This is a genomic window from Actinoplanes aureus (assembly GCF_015704865.1).
GTDB classification, from domain to species: Bacteria; Actinomycetota; Actinomycetes; order Mycobacteriales; family Micromonosporaceae; genus Actinoplanes; species Actinoplanes aureus.
Genome location: NZ_JADQTO010000002.1, coordinates 395,601 through 410,891 on the forward strand (window position 1 = coordinate 395,601; position 15,291 = coordinate 410,891).

Consider the following 15,291-nt stretch of genomic DNA (forward strand, 5'->3'; position numbering starts at 1 on the left):
CCAGAAAGGGGCTTTGATGCGCTACGACCACACCCAAACCGCAGCCTTCGTGGCAACCCGCGACCTCAAGATCCCGCTGCACACGCTTACTTTTCCCGCCTCCTGGCGCCGGCCCATCATCGACCTTTTCACCGCTGGCTGGCGCGAGGATTCACGAGCCCGGGCTCAGCAAGTACCGATCGGGCGCCTCAACGCACTGATGCGCACCGCGGCTCCCGATCTGGTCTCCACCGCGACCAGATCCAACCTCGATGAGACCAACCCGTGGTTGTTCGCCACCAAGCCGTTCCCGCCGCCGATCATGCGGACCTTCATCAACGCCTGGCTTCACGACCTGCCCACTACCGATGACGGCAAAGCGCTAATCCTGCCGACAATCACGAAACTCGGCGCAGGCACCCTGAAGTGGACGCCAACGACCGTCGACCTGCTCGCTCACGAGCTGTCCGACGGCCGAACCGCGGTCCCTGAACCCCACCTGTTCACCCTGCTGCCCGACTATGCCGCCGCAAAGATCGCAGGCCAGGCATACGAGCATGGCGGCAAATCAGTACGATTCCGGCAAGTCGCAGCCAACCCCGCCAACGGCTACGCCGAACTCGTGTCCTGGCCGCCGCTGGAACACCACACCGGTAGAGGCAGCAACATCCGGACCTGGTACTACAGCGCCACGATCAAGATCGCGCTGCGCACCAAGGCCTTCGACCCCACTCTGAGACTGCACGTCGACGTCGGTATCCGGCGCTGGACCAGCGGCGAACTCCACACCAAGGGCCGTTGGGGTGCCTCCACGCTCCTGCAATCGACCAGCCCGTTCGTCACCGACGCACCGGTTTCGCGGAAGTTCGCCGTCGCTCACCTGGTCTGGGACCGCGACACCCGTGACATGGGCTGGCGCAACGGCGGTACCGAGCAGATCCTCAACCGCATCGGTGCCCTGGACAGGCTCCCCGCAGCCGAGCAAATCGCCGGTAAATCAGACGCCTGGATCTTCGGCCGGGACGGCGTCACTGCCGCCGTCACCTACCACACCACCATGCGCGGCCCCAACCACCAGGTCGGCACCGGCATCATGCCGGCCGAACGCAGCCGCCTCATCAACTGGATCGGCACCTGCCTACAGCCCGAATTCAACCTCGACCAGCCCCTGACCCGCGTGCCCATCGGCGGCAAGGCCAGCCGCAGCCTCACCAAACTCGAAAGCGTGCCTCAAGAGAAGAAAAACCAGACCGACGCCGAACGCGCCCAAGTCCTCGAAAAGCAGGAAGCCGCCCACGCGGTCAACGCTGAAATCTCGAAGGCTAACGCGCTCGTCCGACGTGAACAGGTGGCCGCCGCAGTGGACGGCCGACTCTCCGTAGTCCTGCTCTACCAGGGCGATGGCAAGGGAATGCGAGACCGCCTCCTCGCCACCGTCGAACGCATGCTCGACCTGCCCCACCAGCAGCCGACAGGCGACGACACCTGGACCTGGGCGGTGAACAACCTCACCCTCACCATCTACGCCCGACCCCTCGGCAAACTCGGCGCCGCACTCGGCGCGGGATCCGTTCCCCAACGTGGCAAGAAACACGACGAAGCCGTCGCCGCACATCGCCAACTGGTCGCCTCCGCCATGAAGGAACTAGCCGAAGATGTCGGCGACACTCCGCACCTTGCCCTCATCGAACTCCAAGGCGCGGAAGCCTTCACCGCACGAACCACGGACCCGAAGTTCGCGATCCGTATGGGCTGCGCCGATGCCGACATGGTCAGCCAGTTCATTCGCCCCGACGAGTTCCCCGGCAAAGACCTCGCCAAGGAAGAAGCCAGCAACCAGCACCGAGCCGAGGCTGCCTGGGACGACTGCCTCCGTCAGCTCGGCGTCCGCTTCGTCCCCCAACACCGGCTCAGAAACGCCGTCCCCGACGACCTCGAGCAGCTCGCCTTCTGGGTCGTCAAGCGACGCAACGACGACACCAACACACACCAGATCTTCATCCCGGTCGCGATCCTGATCCGGCCCGGTCAAAAGCACATCATGGGTAAAGCCGAAGGCATGGCTGACTGGGTGCCCTACCCGACCCTGCTCAAGAAACTAGCCGGAACGAACTACCACGCCAGCCCCGCCAAGGAAGATGAACAAAAAGAGCGTCTCGCAGCCTTCATCCGAAGCACCCTCACCAGGTTCCGCAACACGGAAACCCTCATCGTCACCGAAGCCCACAACATCCGATACCGGCTCCCCACGGTGCAGAACGCACACATCCGGTCTGACCACCTCCAGCTTGGCGACCTACGGCCGCAGAGAATCAGTCTCTTCGGCAAGAAGATGAGGCTGGCACGGATCTGCGGCAACGAACGCCTCGAAACGCCTGAGTCGTGGGCGTTCGAGGGCGACAGCGTCGGCATCTCCGACGGGCTGTGGCGACACGACGACGGCACCGGAAGCACCAAGCAAACACGCGTCTACTACAGCACTGTTGACAAGCCGCAGACCCATACCTCCATCACCATTGACCTGGCGAAACTCACTCCGCATTACAAGGAGTCCTCGGCAAAGGTCGATGCCCCCGGACCATCAGAAGATCATGAGGCCAACGACGAGCAGTCGCAGAAGGCTAGGAACTATCTCGATCCTTCCAAACCGGCCTGGAACGCCGAGCTGCTCGAGATCCTCATCGCCGCTCATCCCGCCGGCGAAGACCCCGCCACCTGGGCCGGATACCTCCACCAGCAACGCCACTGCTTCGACGACTACCGAGCGGCCCTCAGCCGGCCCCTGATCATGCACGTCGCCCGGCTTACGAACCAGTACGCCCTACCCGCTGACGACACCCTCGAAGACGACGGCGACAACATCGACGAGCAACCCGAACCCGAAGGCGACGTTCAGCTAGCCTTCGACTTCGAAATCTGAGCCCCCGATTACGGCCGTTCCCCCGCGAGCCGAATGACTTCTGCCCACGGGGACAGTCAGCAACGACTCCGGCGAGATGGACGGATGGCCCTCAGCGGTGCTGAGGGTCATCCGCCACCGCTGACGATGTTCATGCCTCGGGATTCACCTGTTGTCGGCTGGCTGCGGAGTCCCTACTCCTTTTCCGGACGGTATGGACTCCATCCGTTCAGGTGCGGACGTAGGTCTTCTGGGCTTGGTTCGAGGGCGAAGTCAATCGTTGCGAGCGTGGGTATGCCGACCGTGGGGTCGATCTTGTCGGCGTGAGCGCGTGCCCAGGTCAGCCAGGCGGCGAGCTGGCTGTTGCCGGGTACCCGGGTGGCGGCGGCATGTTCCAGGGTGTCGCAGAACATCCGCATCTCCGCGGCGGTCCGCCACTGCTCCATCATGGCATCGAACGTCGTGCTGCGATACTCCTCGATGGCCAGGCGGCGGGCCTTCTCCATCGCGTACGTCCACTTCGCTTCGCGTTCGATGTCGCGGCGGCGGCGTTCCTCGGCTGCCTGTTGTGCGGCGAGTCTCGCTGCGGCCTGCCGTTCCTTCTCGCGCTCCCGGAAGGCCGCGGCGATCTGTTCCTGCTCTTCGATGGTCTTGATGATGTCGGCGACGATCCGAGTGGCCTGTCGTTCTAGGCTCTTGTTCGCGATGTCGCGCCAGATGAGGCGCTGGTGGCCGGACTGGGACTCTCTGATCTCGAGCCTGAGACGGCCGGTGGCGACCCTGTCGAACTCGGGGATGTGTGCCCAGGGGCGCAAGCGTTTCGTTCTCCGTTCCTCGGCGGTGAGCTCGTGGGGTACCTGGTCGTACTCCTCGAAGAAGTCGAGCGAGCGCCGGGCGCTGCCGAACTTGACGTACGGTTTCGGGTTCTTCGTGGTGAGGTTGACGCCGACCCGGCATTTCCGGGGCACCCCGGCGTCGTTGATCGCCCGGAGCACGGCGAGCACCCGCGGGACAGATTCCGGTGTTACCCCCAGGTTGGTGGGATCCCGCTCCAGGGCGCTGTAGTCGGCGGCCGCGGTGACACGCTCGTCACTCTGGCCGAGCCTCAGCCGGTTCCAATCGGTGTCATAGGGCTGCGTCGCCGAGTACAGGCGGATGACGAGGTCACCGGTGTTGCGGCCGGTGTGCCGCAGGTCGTAGCCGTCCGGCACGAGTTTGTGCTGCTTGGCGGCGTGAATAGCGCGCCGATAGCTCGCGCGGGTCTCGGTATCCGGATCCGACACTGTCACGGTGCCGCCGCTGGTCTGGAGCCGCTCGATCAGCGTGGTCGCTTCCTGGATCATCGCGGTCCGCGCCGTCGGCTGCTGGCCCACTCCGCCCGAGACTGCTGGCGTGGACGGGTTCTTCGAAGGGGCACCGCTCGCCGTGTCGGTCAGCTCTGGGTGCCGGCCGTGGTCGAGGTAGTAGCGGCCGCGTTGAGTCAAGGCAGCGGACCAGCGGCCGTCTCGACGTGACACCGTGACCAGGCGACGGCCCTGCAAGGCTCGCGCGGTGTGTTTCGCGCCTTCGCCGGGCATCTCCGCTTCGGGGCATCCGGCCTCTACCCAGCGCAGCACCTCGACTTGGTGCGGCTTCAACGGGGCAGCGATGTCGACCATCGGCCAGTTATACCGAGCCGTTCCCTCGCCGGGATAGACCCTCATCATCCGGTAGGCGTAAGTCATCGGTCGATGTCAGAGTGGTCCTGCACACCCGGGTCACAGCGCCTCGCGGCAGGCCGGCATCCGAAAGGGCGGTTCAGGTGGCGTTCGACGCATCGCGGTACGTCGTAGGCGACGAATGGGTCTACCGGCTTCGAGACACGGAACCGTCGGAACGCGTACGCATCAAGGCCGTCACCCCGAAGAAGACCACCGCGAGTATCGAGGTGGAGTTCCTCGACGACGGCCACCGCGTGCAAACCGTGCCGTCATCCCGGCTGAAGACCCGGTGGGCGAATGTCGAAGCCTACGACGCCCAGCAAGCAGCCTGGCAGCGCATCGCCGACTTCGAACTTGACTCCGTCGAACAGAGCGCGGTGAGCACCGTCTACTCCACTCTCATCCCGGAGGAGGTAGCAGAACTGGACTGGCGCCCGGTCGAGAACGCAACAATCATCAAAGACCGCGCGGCGCTGACCGAAATCCTTCAGATGCCCGTCGACGAACTCCTCGAGAAGGTCCCGTGGCTCACCACCGATGAAGGCACGGTCGTCTCGCCCGCCGGCACGATCGCGATCGCGGAGGTCGCCTGCCGCGCCCACTCGCACACCATCCTTGAACACGTAATCGAGGAGGAAGCAGAGGCCCGACACAAGTGCAAACACGGCGGCCCGCACCCCTTCCGCAAGGGCGAGGAGTCCAGCCCGGAATGGGAGTACTACTGGTACCGCAAGCATGTCCGACCCGAACACGAACTGCTGCGGCAATGGTGCGGCCACCGCGCCGTCGCCGCCCACGAACGCCTCACGGCCGCCGAGGCGGAGAACCACCGCCTGGACCTACTCGTCGTCGAACTCATCAAAGCCCTCGACCTGGCCGGCGAAACCGCACGAGCCGAACAATTCGCCGAAGAACACGAACGCGAACGGATCACTCCCTACCTCGCCCGCCCAGTCGTCGACCGACCACTGCACTGGTCCGAGATACCCGTACGCGAAGTCAAGGTCTACCGGCGCCGCCACTGGTAGACAGCCGTCTGCCAGGGCCGCTCCCTCTCAACGCACCGCACCACACCTCGACAAGCCGTCGCCGGCGAACCCCTGAAGGCCAACGGCGATTCTCGATCCACCGCTGTGCCGGGGAAGGCCGCGCGCATCGCAGTGCCGTCCTGCCGCCCGGGTCCAGCCGGCTGGCTCAATCCCCGCTAGGGCGGATCGTGAACTCGGCCCGCCGCTCAGCCTCGGCGGCGGCGAGCATGGTCTTCTCCTCGGGCGTGAGGTGGATACGGCACGACTCGATCGGCGTCGGATAGATGATCGCGTCGGCCTGGCACGGTCGCCCCGCCCGGGTGGGCCTGCTACAGATCGGCACTCGTTTGCGTTGCTCGCGCCGAAAGGCGTGGACCTGTTCGTCGAGCAGTTCGTTCTGCTTGCGCAGCTTCGCGATGGTCTCCCGGAGTTGGCTCATCTCGTCTTGAAGACGCTGGTAATCCTCGCCGCGGGCGCGTCTGACCCGGTGCTTGGACGCTCCACTGCAGCGGTCACCCGGTGCGGCACCGCACTGCGGGCACGGCCAGTCCAGGTCCGGATCCTCGACCGTCACGATGCCTTCCGGCAGCGTCTGAGTGTCGAAGCCGCGACCGAGTTCGGCGCTGGAGAACAACGTCTCGCCGAAACACACCCGGCGGAAACCGCCTTGCGGGCCGACGACCCACTCGCTGATCGGCCCGTACACCTCAACGGCTTCTTCAACGGTCAGGAGATGGGTGTAAGCGATCGGGCCCGAGCCGCCGTACAAGGTGCCGAGGACGGGTTCGCCGACCGTCAACCAGGCGACCGGCTCGCCGCAGTACCCATCCCAGGCCACAGGCCGGCCCTCTCGGTGCGGCTGCGGTCCATCGTCGTTCACCATGCCGGAACTCCCGCCCCAACGTTCAGCTGAGATCGATCGACGCCGGATTCTAGCGTGAACCGTCTCGCGTCAGGCTGATCGAAGTCCGGTACATCCGTACGTGCGAGCGAGGCGACCATGGTCATGACGTCGGACGTCGGTGCTCCTCATACGCTTGTCCGGTGAACTACCTGCCACGGGGCGGTCATTACCCGACCAGCCATGGACCGAGCAGTTTCGGCCAGGTTGAGGGCTACCTCCAACGGATCGCTGAGGCGTTGGAACGGATCGCCGACGCGGTCGCCGGCCCCGTGATCCCTACCGAAGCGGAACCGCCTCCGGACTATCCCGTCCACGACGCGGACTACACCGGAGTGTCCCGGCCCGCCTCGACCGAACCCCATATCGCCCGCTCATCTGGGCTCTTCTACTTCGCCGTATGTACCTACTGCCCAGCAAACCGTGGCAAAGCCGCCGATCCAGCCGACCCATCCACGTGGCTGGAACACGAGGACTCCTCCTACGACCTGGACGAACAACGCGCCATCCTGACCCGTCACCTCGATCACCACCGCCAGCAGGCTGACCCCACCGCGGCTCTGCCGATCTGGACGTGGGCAGACCAGCCCTGCCCACGCTGCCACGCCGCGGCCGAGCGCCCATGCCGCACTACCTCGGGACGACCGAGCACCAACATCCACGCCACGCGCTGGCAGAATCACTCCAGTCAATATTGGTGAACCCTTCGCTCACGGGACTGTAAAAAGGACCACGCCAGGATGGTCGCGCAGCCACGCGGCCAGGGTGTCCGCTTTGCGGTCGGGCAGCACATCGACACGGCGATGGGTGATCGCATCGATCAGCAACGTCGCGTAGCGGCGGCCCCGGCGCAGCGCGAAGTCATCCACGCTCAGCACAGGCGGCACCGGGAGGGCGGGGAACGGACTTCGGCGGCGGCTTGGAGTGATGGGCGGCGGCCGTGTCGAGGATGGTGATCCGCAGGTGATCGCATGTCGCCACGGCGGGCGTCATACCGCGGTAGCTCGACCGCAGAAACCTTGGCACTTCGCCCTGAGCGGCACTGATTGAAGCGGGTCCTATGCTGTGTAATGGCGTCGTGTGGTGATCCGGTGGTGATCGGATGTCGGCGACCGTTTCAGCACGGGCGCGACCGCATCAGCACGTTCGAGTTGCGGCTATCGATCAACGAGGCGCTTGAGTCCTGCACTCGGCCCGGACCAGCGGAAACGTAGAGCGGCTCTGAGCTGCCAATATGTCTTCGGAAACGGGTTTGAGCCGGAGCCTACAGAGTGCACTCGCGACCACTAGTCATCTGACTACGGATCAGAAGGTTAGGGGTTCGAGTCCCTTCGGGCGCACAAACGATCAAGGCCGTGACCAGCGGAGACGCGGGTCGCGGCCTTTTAGTTTCCCATTTTCAACCGAAAAAATCCCACTATGCGGGACCGTGGTGATTCGATGGTGATCGCGTGTCGCCCGGCTGTCGTTCCACAGTGGATTTGCGCCCTGGGCTGGACATTCTGCGGCGCTATCCCGGCTTAGGGTCGTCACGTGAGCCGACTACAGTGCGTGACCGCGGGCAAGTCTGACACCGGACCATAATCAGTGTTCGGCGGAGCGGGGCGCATGCTCGAGCACTGGCTGGAGCCGGAGGTTGAACGGGCGCGCTTACGCGGCGCCGGCGTGCGGGTTCGTGTCCGTGTCGTCGGCGGGGACGAGGTCGGCCATGTCGACGCCCGCTTCGGCGAGAAGGCGCTGCAGGGTCGTGATCGCCAAGCCGTCGATCACGTTGTTGCCGTTAACGAGCCGATAGAAGTCGCTGCGACCACGCCGGACGACCTCGACCCGCCACTGCCTGTCAGGGCTTTCGAGCGCATCCTTGACGGCCTCCCGCGGCCGATGCGCCGGGGACGTGGGCATGTTGTCGGCGATCATTCATCCTGCCTATCGCGCCCAGCGGCCAAGGTCACCAGCATTGAGCTAATCACAGGTAGGTAGTTCTCGGGTGCCGTAGTCAGATCACAATCGGTGGCACGGGCTGGCGCGGCGGTGCCGGAGGGATCGGGGTTCGCGGTCGGTCGGCTCCGGGTGGCACGGTGAGCGTTGTGGTGTGGGGCCGGACCGTGCGGTCGGTGCTCATCGCCAGCGAAGAACTCGGCGGCTTGGCCGCCTACCTCAACCGCTGACCGCTGTTCCCGAGCAGAAGAACACACCGGCGGCGAACCGCCGGTGTGCGCCGGGGTCTTGGGCGGCGCCGGACAAGCACTTGCCAGCGCAACAACCGCGGCGCCCGCAGAGTGTTACGGCGTGCATAGTTCGCGTTCGCGACGCTCGCCGATCTCCCAAGCTAGAATGTAATGCCGGATCATCTGGGCGACGTCCTCCCTGGCGTCGAAGGTGAGGATCAAGTGCTGCCCCGGGTCTCCGTAGGGAGCTCTGCGTACCGTGTGCACGGTGCAACTCAGCTGAGCCTCGCTGGTACCTAGACACACCGTGGCCCGGATACGATCGCCGCGGGAAAGCGACATGGGCTCGTCGATCCAGCACCGCACGCCGCCCTCGCTGATGTCCAGAAGCACGCCTTCTGTCGGCTGGCCGCTCACCTCGGCATCGAGTCGTACCGCGGCGCCGGCCCCGCCGCGTACAAACCGGCGTCGGTTGTCGATCCGGGCGGTCGCCGTGGGCACAAGCGTCCACCGCAGCGGCGCTCGCTCCGACATTCCGACCAGTTGGCTCGGCAGTACAACGCGGGTGCGTGGCGGAGCCCAGAAGACGTCGAACCTATGACCTTGTTCGAGCAGCGCCGGGCCGGCAATCTCTAACGGAGCGGCGACCGTGAAGGCCGGGCCGTCGACCGACTCCAGGCGTGAGCGCAGGTTCACGCCTTCGCTCAGTACCAGGAAGACAGGCGTACCGACCTCTGGCGGATTGATGGCTGCGGTCTCGGCGACTGACTTCGGAAGGATTCCATTGATCATCTGACATCCCCGTGATGATCCCGTTGCCGGGAAATTGAGTCGGATCCTCAGTCGGCTGGCAGGGAGCGAATGTGAGTGTTGGTGAGATCGTGCACAGAACCGGATGAGATCTCCGTGTCGTCTGGGACCCGACACGTTAGGGTCCGGCAGGCGAAGTGCTGGTAGCGGCTTCAGCTCATCGGCGGTGGCCGATGCCAACTCAGCAGCTTCCGCGCTCCTCCGATAGGTCTGACAGCGGAACGTTCGTCTCGTGAAGAAGGTTGTAGTGACCCGCAGCGCCGCGACAGTCCCCTTTGGTCGCGTCTGGCATTCCCCGGCCGACCCCATCCGAGCCACGATCCATCCATTCATCCACCAGAAGAATTGCGTTGATCGTCTGAATCTCAGGGTCCGCATCTGCAGATTGGTGCGGCGGTGGCGGGCGGCGACCGTTCGCAACCGGCATGCCTTCTTTGGGCCGTGAGCCTGTCGCGGGGTCTTCCCAGCACGACCAGCGCGGGCTCGGCCTCCGCCTCCGTGGTCCGGGTCCTGGCACGACGGTGCCGATCGACATGGCGCTGCCATCGGCCGGGAACCCGGTCAGTTGGGAAGGGCGCGAGCCTGTACCGGCACGTGGTACTGGCTCAGCCGGCCCGTCGTTTCCCTGCTGCCGGTGATGGTCACGGTGGCGTAGGCGGTGGTGTCAGTGCTGGAGAAGCCGGCCGACAGGTTGATCTCTCCGGCTTCGACGATGCGCACGCCGTTGGCGCCGGTGAACGCGAACCGGTCGGTGTGGATGTCGAAGCTCATGGCAGCGGCCTGGCCGGGGTCGAGTTCGACCTTTGCGAAGGCTAGGAGGGCCTGCACTGGCCGGGCGACCTGGGCGACCGGGTCGGTGAAGTACAGCTGCACGATCTGCGAGCCGCGTCGGGATCCGGTGTTGCGGACCTCGACCGTGGCGGTGAGCTGCCCGTCGGCCGGGACGTCGGTGCGGTCCAGCGTGAGGTCGCCGAGGGTGAAGGTGGTGTAGGACAGGCCGTGGCCGAACGGGAATGCCGGTGTTGGGTCGAGGTTTGACAGGGCGCTCTGCCGGTCGCCGAGCGGTGCGTGCAGGTAGGTGTAGGGCTGTCCGGCCGGTGAGGTGGGAATCTGCACCGGCAGGCGTCCGCTGAAGTTCTCACGGCCGGATAGCAGTGCTGCGACCGCTCGGCCGCCCTCTTCTCCCGGCAGGAACACCTGGATCATCGCGGCGGCCTGGTGCCGGAACCGGCCGACCGCGTAGGGACGGCCGGAGACGATCATCAGTACGGTCGGTGTGCCGGTGGCCAGGACCGCCTCGATAAGTTCCTCTTGCACGCCGGGCAGGCGCAGGTCCTCGACGTCGCAGCCCTCGCCGGAGGTGCCGATTCCGAACATGCCTGGCCGGTCACCGACGACGAGCACGGCGAGGTCACTGCCGCGGGCTTCGGTGACGGCCGCGGTGATCCCGGCGGCGTCGGGTTTGCGCACGTCACAACCTTGGGCGTACGCCCATTGCGCGTCCGGGAGTTCGTCGGCGAGGGCCTGGCGGATCGAGACGATGGGGACGCCGGTGCCGAGTTCGGGACGGTCGGACAGTACGTGGTTGGGGAAGCTGTAGCAGCCGAGCATCGTGCGTACGTCGTCGGCGCAGGGTCCGATGACTGCGATGCGTCCCTGCTGGGGGAGCGGCAGTGTTCCGTCGTTGCTCAGGAGCACGGCGCTGTCGCGGGCCACCTGGTAGGCCAGGTCTCGGCTGGCGGGTTTGTCGAGGTCTAGCGCGGCGGGGGGTGAGGGTGGTGCCCAGCCTTCGTCGCAGAGGCCGAGCTGGATCTTCTGCCGCAGCACGCGTCGGACGGCGCGGTCGAGGTCGGCCTCGTCGATGTCGCCGTGCTCGACGGCCTCGGCCAGTGCGTTGTCGAACCCCCGCTGGTCGGGAAGTTCCACGTCCAGGCCGGCGCGCAGGGCGGCCCGGCCCGCCGCGGGCAGGTCCGCGGCGACGCGGTGGGCGCTGACCAGGAACGGGATCGACCAGTAGTCGGAGACCACGGTTCCCTCGAAGCCCCAGGTGTCGCGCAGCAGGGTGGTCAGCAGCCAGTGGCTGGCGGCGGGCGCGTCGCCGTCGAGGTCGGCGTAGGAGTTCATGACCGAGGCGACGCCGGCGGCGACCAGGCGTTCGAACGGCGGCAGGATGACGTCGTGCAGTTCGCGGCGGCCGATGCTGACCGGGGCGTGGTTGCGGCCGCCCATCGACGCCGAGTATCCGGCGAAGTGTTTGAGGGTGGCAAGTACTCCTTCGGCCTGTAGGCCGAGGACGTACGCCTCACCCATCTCGCCGACCAGGTACGGGTCCTCGCCGTAGGTCTCCTCGCAGCGTCCCCACCGGTAGTCGCGGATCACGTCGACGACCGGCGCGAGTCCCTGATGCACGCCGGCTTCGGCCATGTCGGCGCCGATCGCGTGCCCGACCCGCCCGATCAGGGCCGGGTCGAACGTGGCTGCCATGGCCAGGGACGTCGGGTAGATAGTGGCGGCGAACGCGGTGAAGCCGGTGAGGCATTCGTCGTGGGTCATGGCCGGGATGCCGAGCCGGCTCTGGGAGATCACCTGACGTTGCCGGGCGGCGAGCGCGCGGGCATGCTCGATCGGTTGGCGCACCACGGTGCCGTACGGGCGGGTGAGCTGGCCGATGCCGTGCCGGGCGGTCTGTTCCAGGTCGCCGACGCGGCCGAGCAGGCTGGTGCCGGGGGCGACCTCGGGCCCGGACGGTTCCACGTCCTCCCAGGCGCTACCCAGCTGGGCGACCTTCTCGGCCACGGTGAGCTCGGCGAGCAGCAACTCCACCCGTTGGGCGACGGGCAGCGCCGGATCGGTCCACGGCCGGCCGCCTGCGTCCGGGGAGTTACCCGTTGGGGCGGGGTGCGGGGTCGTGGTGGTCATCGAGGGCTCCTCGTGGATGTACGGTGACGCCCGGGTACCGGGCGTGAAAGGGCGGAACGAGTGGCGCAGCGCGGGTCAGCAGGCCAGCACGGGCTCATCAGCGAGGTCGCGAAGGCCGCTCGGGTGTCGGTGTCGACGGTGTCGAAGGTGGTGCACGGCCGCCGTGACGTCGGTGAGGCGACCCGCACCCGCGTCGAGGCGCTGCTGGCCGAACGCGGCTTCCGGCGGCCGGGTTCGGCCGGGGCCGCCCCGGGCCAGATCTTGACGATCTTCAGGGACCTGGCCGGGCCGTACACCCTCGAAGTGGTTCGGGGGATCGTGACCGGCGCGGCCGAGGCCGGCACGCAGGCCACCATCGGGATGACCAACCGGCAGCCGATCGCGAAGTGGCTCGACGAGTGCGAGGCGCTGGGCGCGGCCGGCATGATCCTGGTGATCAGCATGCTCGCCGAGCAGGACCAGCAGCGCATCGTCGAGCAGCACATCCCGGTGGTTCTGGTCGATCCGCTGAGCGAGCCGGCGATCGAGATCCCGAGTATCGGGGTGACCAACTGGCGTGGTGGCCGGACCGCGGTCGAGCATCTGCTCGGCCTGGGACACCGGCGGATCGGCATGCTGGCCGGGCGGCCGCATTCGGTGGCCGGGGCGGCGCGGCTGCACGGTTACCGGGCCGCGCTGGTCGAGGCTGGGATCGCGGCCGACCCGCTGCTGATCAAGGCCAGTGATTTCGACTTCGACGAGGCGGTGACCGCTACCGGCGAGTTGCTGGCGCTGCCGGAGCCGCCGACGGCGATTTTCGCGGCCAGTGATGCGCAGGCCCTGGGCGCCCTGGAGGGTGCGCGGCGGGCCGGGCGGCGGGTGCCGGACGATCTGAGTGTGGTGTCGTTCGACGACACGGCGGTGGCGTCGATGGCGTCGCCGCCGCTGACGGCGGTGTGCCAGCCGTTCGAGGAGATGGGCCGGGTGGCGGTGCGGACGGTGATCCAGATGGCCGAGGGCCGGGTGCCGCCGTCGCCGCGGGTGGAGCTCGCGACCCGGCTCGTGGTCCGGGAGTCGACCGCGCGGCTCATTTAGAGAATCCGGCGGTCAGGCCGGCGATGAGCTGACGCCGGGCGACGATGAACAGGATCAGGATGGGCAGGGTGGACAGGACGACGGCGGCCATGGTGGCGGGGACGTCGATGCCGAACTGGCCGCGGAACAGGGTGAGCGCGAGCGGCAGGACGGCCTGTTCGTTGCTCTGGGTGAGGATGAGCGGGAACAGGAAGCCGTTCCAGACCTGCAGCCCGTTGTAGACCACGACGGTGACGATCGCGGGCCGGGTCAGGGGCAGCGCCAGGTTGAACAGCTGTTTCCACTCCCCCGCGCCGTCCATCTGCATCGCTTCGAACAGCGAGTCCGGGACGTCACGCAGGAAGCTGACCAGGATCATCACGGTGATCGGGATCGCGAACGCGGCGGACGGCAGGATGATCGCGAGCAGGCTGTCGTACAGCTGCATTCTGATGATCAGCAGGTAGACCGGGATGATCACGGCTTGCAGAGGGATCGCCAGGCCGAGCAGGAACAGCCGGAAGTACCAGCGGGCCCATCGTGAGCTGTTGCGGGCAATCACGAAGGCGGCCATCAGCGACACCGTGACGGTGATGACGACGGTCACGGCGGTCACGACCACGCTGTTGAACAGGTAGGTGCCGAAGCCTCCGCCCAGCACCGTGCGGTAGTTGGCGAGGGTGGAGTTCTCCGGCAGCGAGAGCGGGCTGCTGGTGAGGAAGTCGGCGCGTTCGCGCAGGCTGGTGATCATCACCCAGTACAGCGGGACGGCGACGATCGCGGCCCACAGCAGTGCGGCGCTGCCGGTCATCGTCCGGTAGAAGGAGTGGGCCGATGAGCGCCGGGGCGGGCGGGATGGCCGGTGCCGGGTGACCGGGGCGGCCGCGCGGGTGGGGTCCGCCGGTGCCGTGGTGGTCATGAGCCCTCCTGCTGGCTGTTCATGCGGGTGAAACCGGACCATTTCGTGGTGACCAGCGACAGAGCGAGGCCGGTGAGCACGAGGATGGTGGCGATGGCACTGGCGCGGCCCATGTCGTGGGCCTGGAAGCCGGTGATGTACATGGCCAGCGGCAGTACCCGAGTGGCGGTGCCGGGTCCGCCGGTGCCGCCGGACAACACGAAGATCAGGTCGAAGTAGGTCAGTGAGCCGACGAGCATCAGCGTGGTCGAGGTGACGATCGTGTAGCGCAGTTGCGGCAGGGTGATGCGCCAGAACCGGTCGGTACGGCTGGCGCCGTCGATGGCCGCCGCCTCGTACAGCGAGACCGGAATTTGCCTGATCCCGGCCTGGTAGAGCAGTGCGTGGAACGGGATGAACTGCCAGGCGATGACGAAGATGACGGTGTAGAGGGCCAGGTCGGGGTCGCCGAGCAGTGGCCGGGCCAGCCAGCCGAGGCCCGGGGTGGCGCCGAGGCCGAACGTCGGGTCGAGCAGCGCCTGCCAGGCCAGTCCGATCGCGACCGCGGACAGCAGCAGCGGCAGGAACCAGAGGATCGCGAGCATGGCCCGGAGGCGGCCGGTGGCGGCCTGAAACAGGCCGAGGGCGAGTGCGATCGGTGTCTGCACGAGCCAGCTGACCACCATCACCTTGATGGTCAGCGCCAGGGCGTCCCAGGTCCCGGGGTCGGTGAGTACCGCCGCCCAGTTCGCCTGCCCCGCCCAGCCCGGCTCGCCGAGCCCGTCCCAGTCGGCGAAGCTGAGCACCATGACGCCGAGCAGCGGGACGACGCCGAAGAGGCCGAACAGCAGCAGTGCGGGCGCCGCCATGGCGGCGCCCGCACTGCGGCGCCGCCAGGCTCGCGCGTCCTGATAAGAGGTACGCGGAACGGTCACG

At 66.9% G+C, this 15,291-nt stretch carries 11 protein-coding genes and 1 pseudogene; 4 read left to right on the top strand and 8 right to left on the bottom strand.

Features of this window, described 5'->3' with window-relative positions:
- Positions 1 to 16 precede the first annotated feature (16 nt).
- Positions 17 to 2,899, top strand: coding sequence for a pPIWI_RE module domain-containing protein (locus tag I4J89_RS04805; RefSeq protein ID WP_196412577.1), 2,883 nt, complete (start codon positions 17 to 19; stop codon positions 2,897 to 2,899).
- Between the two features lie 173 nt (positions 2,900 to 3,072).
- On the opposite strand, the gene I4J89_RS04810 is transcribed toward I4J89_RS04805, so the two are convergent.
- On the bottom strand, positions 3,073 to 4,536 hold the full coding sequence (locus I4J89_RS04810; RefSeq protein ID WP_196412578.1) for a hypothetical protein: 1,464 nt from the start codon (positions 4,534 to 4,536) through the stop codon (positions 3,073 to 3,075).
- 143 nt (positions 4,537 to 4,679) lie between these two features.
- On the opposite strand from I4J89_RS04810, the gene I4J89_RS04815 reads away from it, so the two are divergent.
- Positions 4,680 to 5,606, top strand: a complete 927-nt coding sequence (locus I4J89_RS04815; RefSeq protein WP_196412579.1) for a hypothetical protein — start codon at positions 4,680 to 4,682, stop codon at positions 5,604 to 5,606.
- Positions 5,607 to 5,772: 166 nt separating this feature from the next.
- On the opposite strand, the gene I4J89_RS04820 is transcribed toward I4J89_RS04815, so the two are convergent.
- The gene (locus I4J89_RS04820) at positions 5,773 to 6,405 is read right to left on the bottom strand and encodes a zinc finger domain-containing protein (RefSeq protein ID WP_196412580.1); all 633 of its coding nucleotides are present in this window, start codon (positions 6,403 to 6,405) and stop codon (positions 5,773 to 5,775) included.
- A 245-nt stretch (positions 6,406 to 6,650) separates the two neighbouring features.
- Here I4J89_RS04820 and I4J89_RS04825 point away from each other — a divergent pair, with 245 nt between their 5' ends.
- Positions 6,651 to 7,208 carry a zinc finger domain-containing protein gene (locus tag I4J89_RS04825; RefSeq protein ID WP_196412581.1) on the top strand — a complete coding sequence of 186 codons (558 nt, stop codon included), beginning with the start codon at positions 6,651 to 6,653 and terminating at the stop codon, positions 7,206 to 7,208.
- A gap of 30 nt (positions 7,209 to 7,238) precedes the next feature.
- On the opposite strand, the pseudogene I4J89_RS04830 reads toward I4J89_RS04825, so the two are convergent.
- The 4 genes and pseudogenes from I4J89_RS04830 to I4J89_RS04845 form a co-directional block, all read right to left on the bottom strand.
- Positions 7,239 to 7,418, bottom strand: a pseudogene (locus I4J89_RS04830) (transposase); the annotation flags it as partial.
- A 739-nt stretch (positions 7,419 to 8,157) separates the two neighbouring features.
- Complete coding sequence (locus tag I4J89_RS04835; protein WP_196412582.1) at positions 8,158 to 8,424, bottom strand: hypothetical protein; 267 nt, start codon at positions 8,422 to 8,424, stop codon at positions 8,158 to 8,160.
- A 365-nt stretch (positions 8,425 to 8,789) separates the two neighbouring features.
- Complete coding sequence (locus I4J89_RS04840) at positions 8,790 to 9,467, bottom strand: PilZ domain-containing protein (RefSeq protein WP_196412583.1); 678 nt, start codon at positions 9,465 to 9,467, stop codon at positions 8,790 to 8,792.
- A gap of 579 nt (positions 9,468 to 10,046) precedes the next feature.
- The gene (locus I4J89_RS04845; RefSeq protein ID WP_196412584.1) at positions 10,047 to 12,404 is read right to left on the bottom strand and encodes a glycoside hydrolase family 3 N-terminal domain-containing protein; all 2,358 of its coding nucleotides are present in this window, start codon (positions 12,402 to 12,404) and stop codon (positions 10,047 to 10,049) included.
- 60 nt (positions 12,405 to 12,464) lie between these two features.
- On the opposite strand from I4J89_RS04845, the gene I4J89_RS04850 reads away from it, so the two are divergent.
- Complete coding sequence (locus tag I4J89_RS04850; protein ID WP_196412585.1) at positions 12,465 to 13,478, top strand: substrate-binding domain-containing protein; 1,014 nt, start codon at positions 12,465 to 12,467, stop codon at positions 13,476 to 13,478.
- On the opposite strand, the gene I4J89_RS04855 is transcribed toward I4J89_RS04850, so the two are convergent.
- On the bottom strand, positions 13,471 to 14,376 hold the full coding sequence (locus I4J89_RS04855; protein WP_196412586.1) for a carbohydrate ABC transporter permease: 906 nt from the start codon (positions 14,374 to 14,376) through the stop codon (positions 13,471 to 13,473). The genes I4J89_RS04850 and I4J89_RS04855 overlap by 8 nt on opposite strands.
- Positions 14,373 to 15,290: a carbohydrate ABC transporter permease gene (locus tag I4J89_RS04860; protein ID WP_309238185.1), complete on the bottom strand. Its 918-nt coding sequence runs from the start codon at positions 15,288 to 15,290 to the stop codon at positions 14,373 to 14,375. Before I4J89_RS04860 ends, I4J89_RS04855 begins: the two co-directional genes overlap by 4 nt.
- Position 15,291 lies beyond the last annotated feature (1 nt).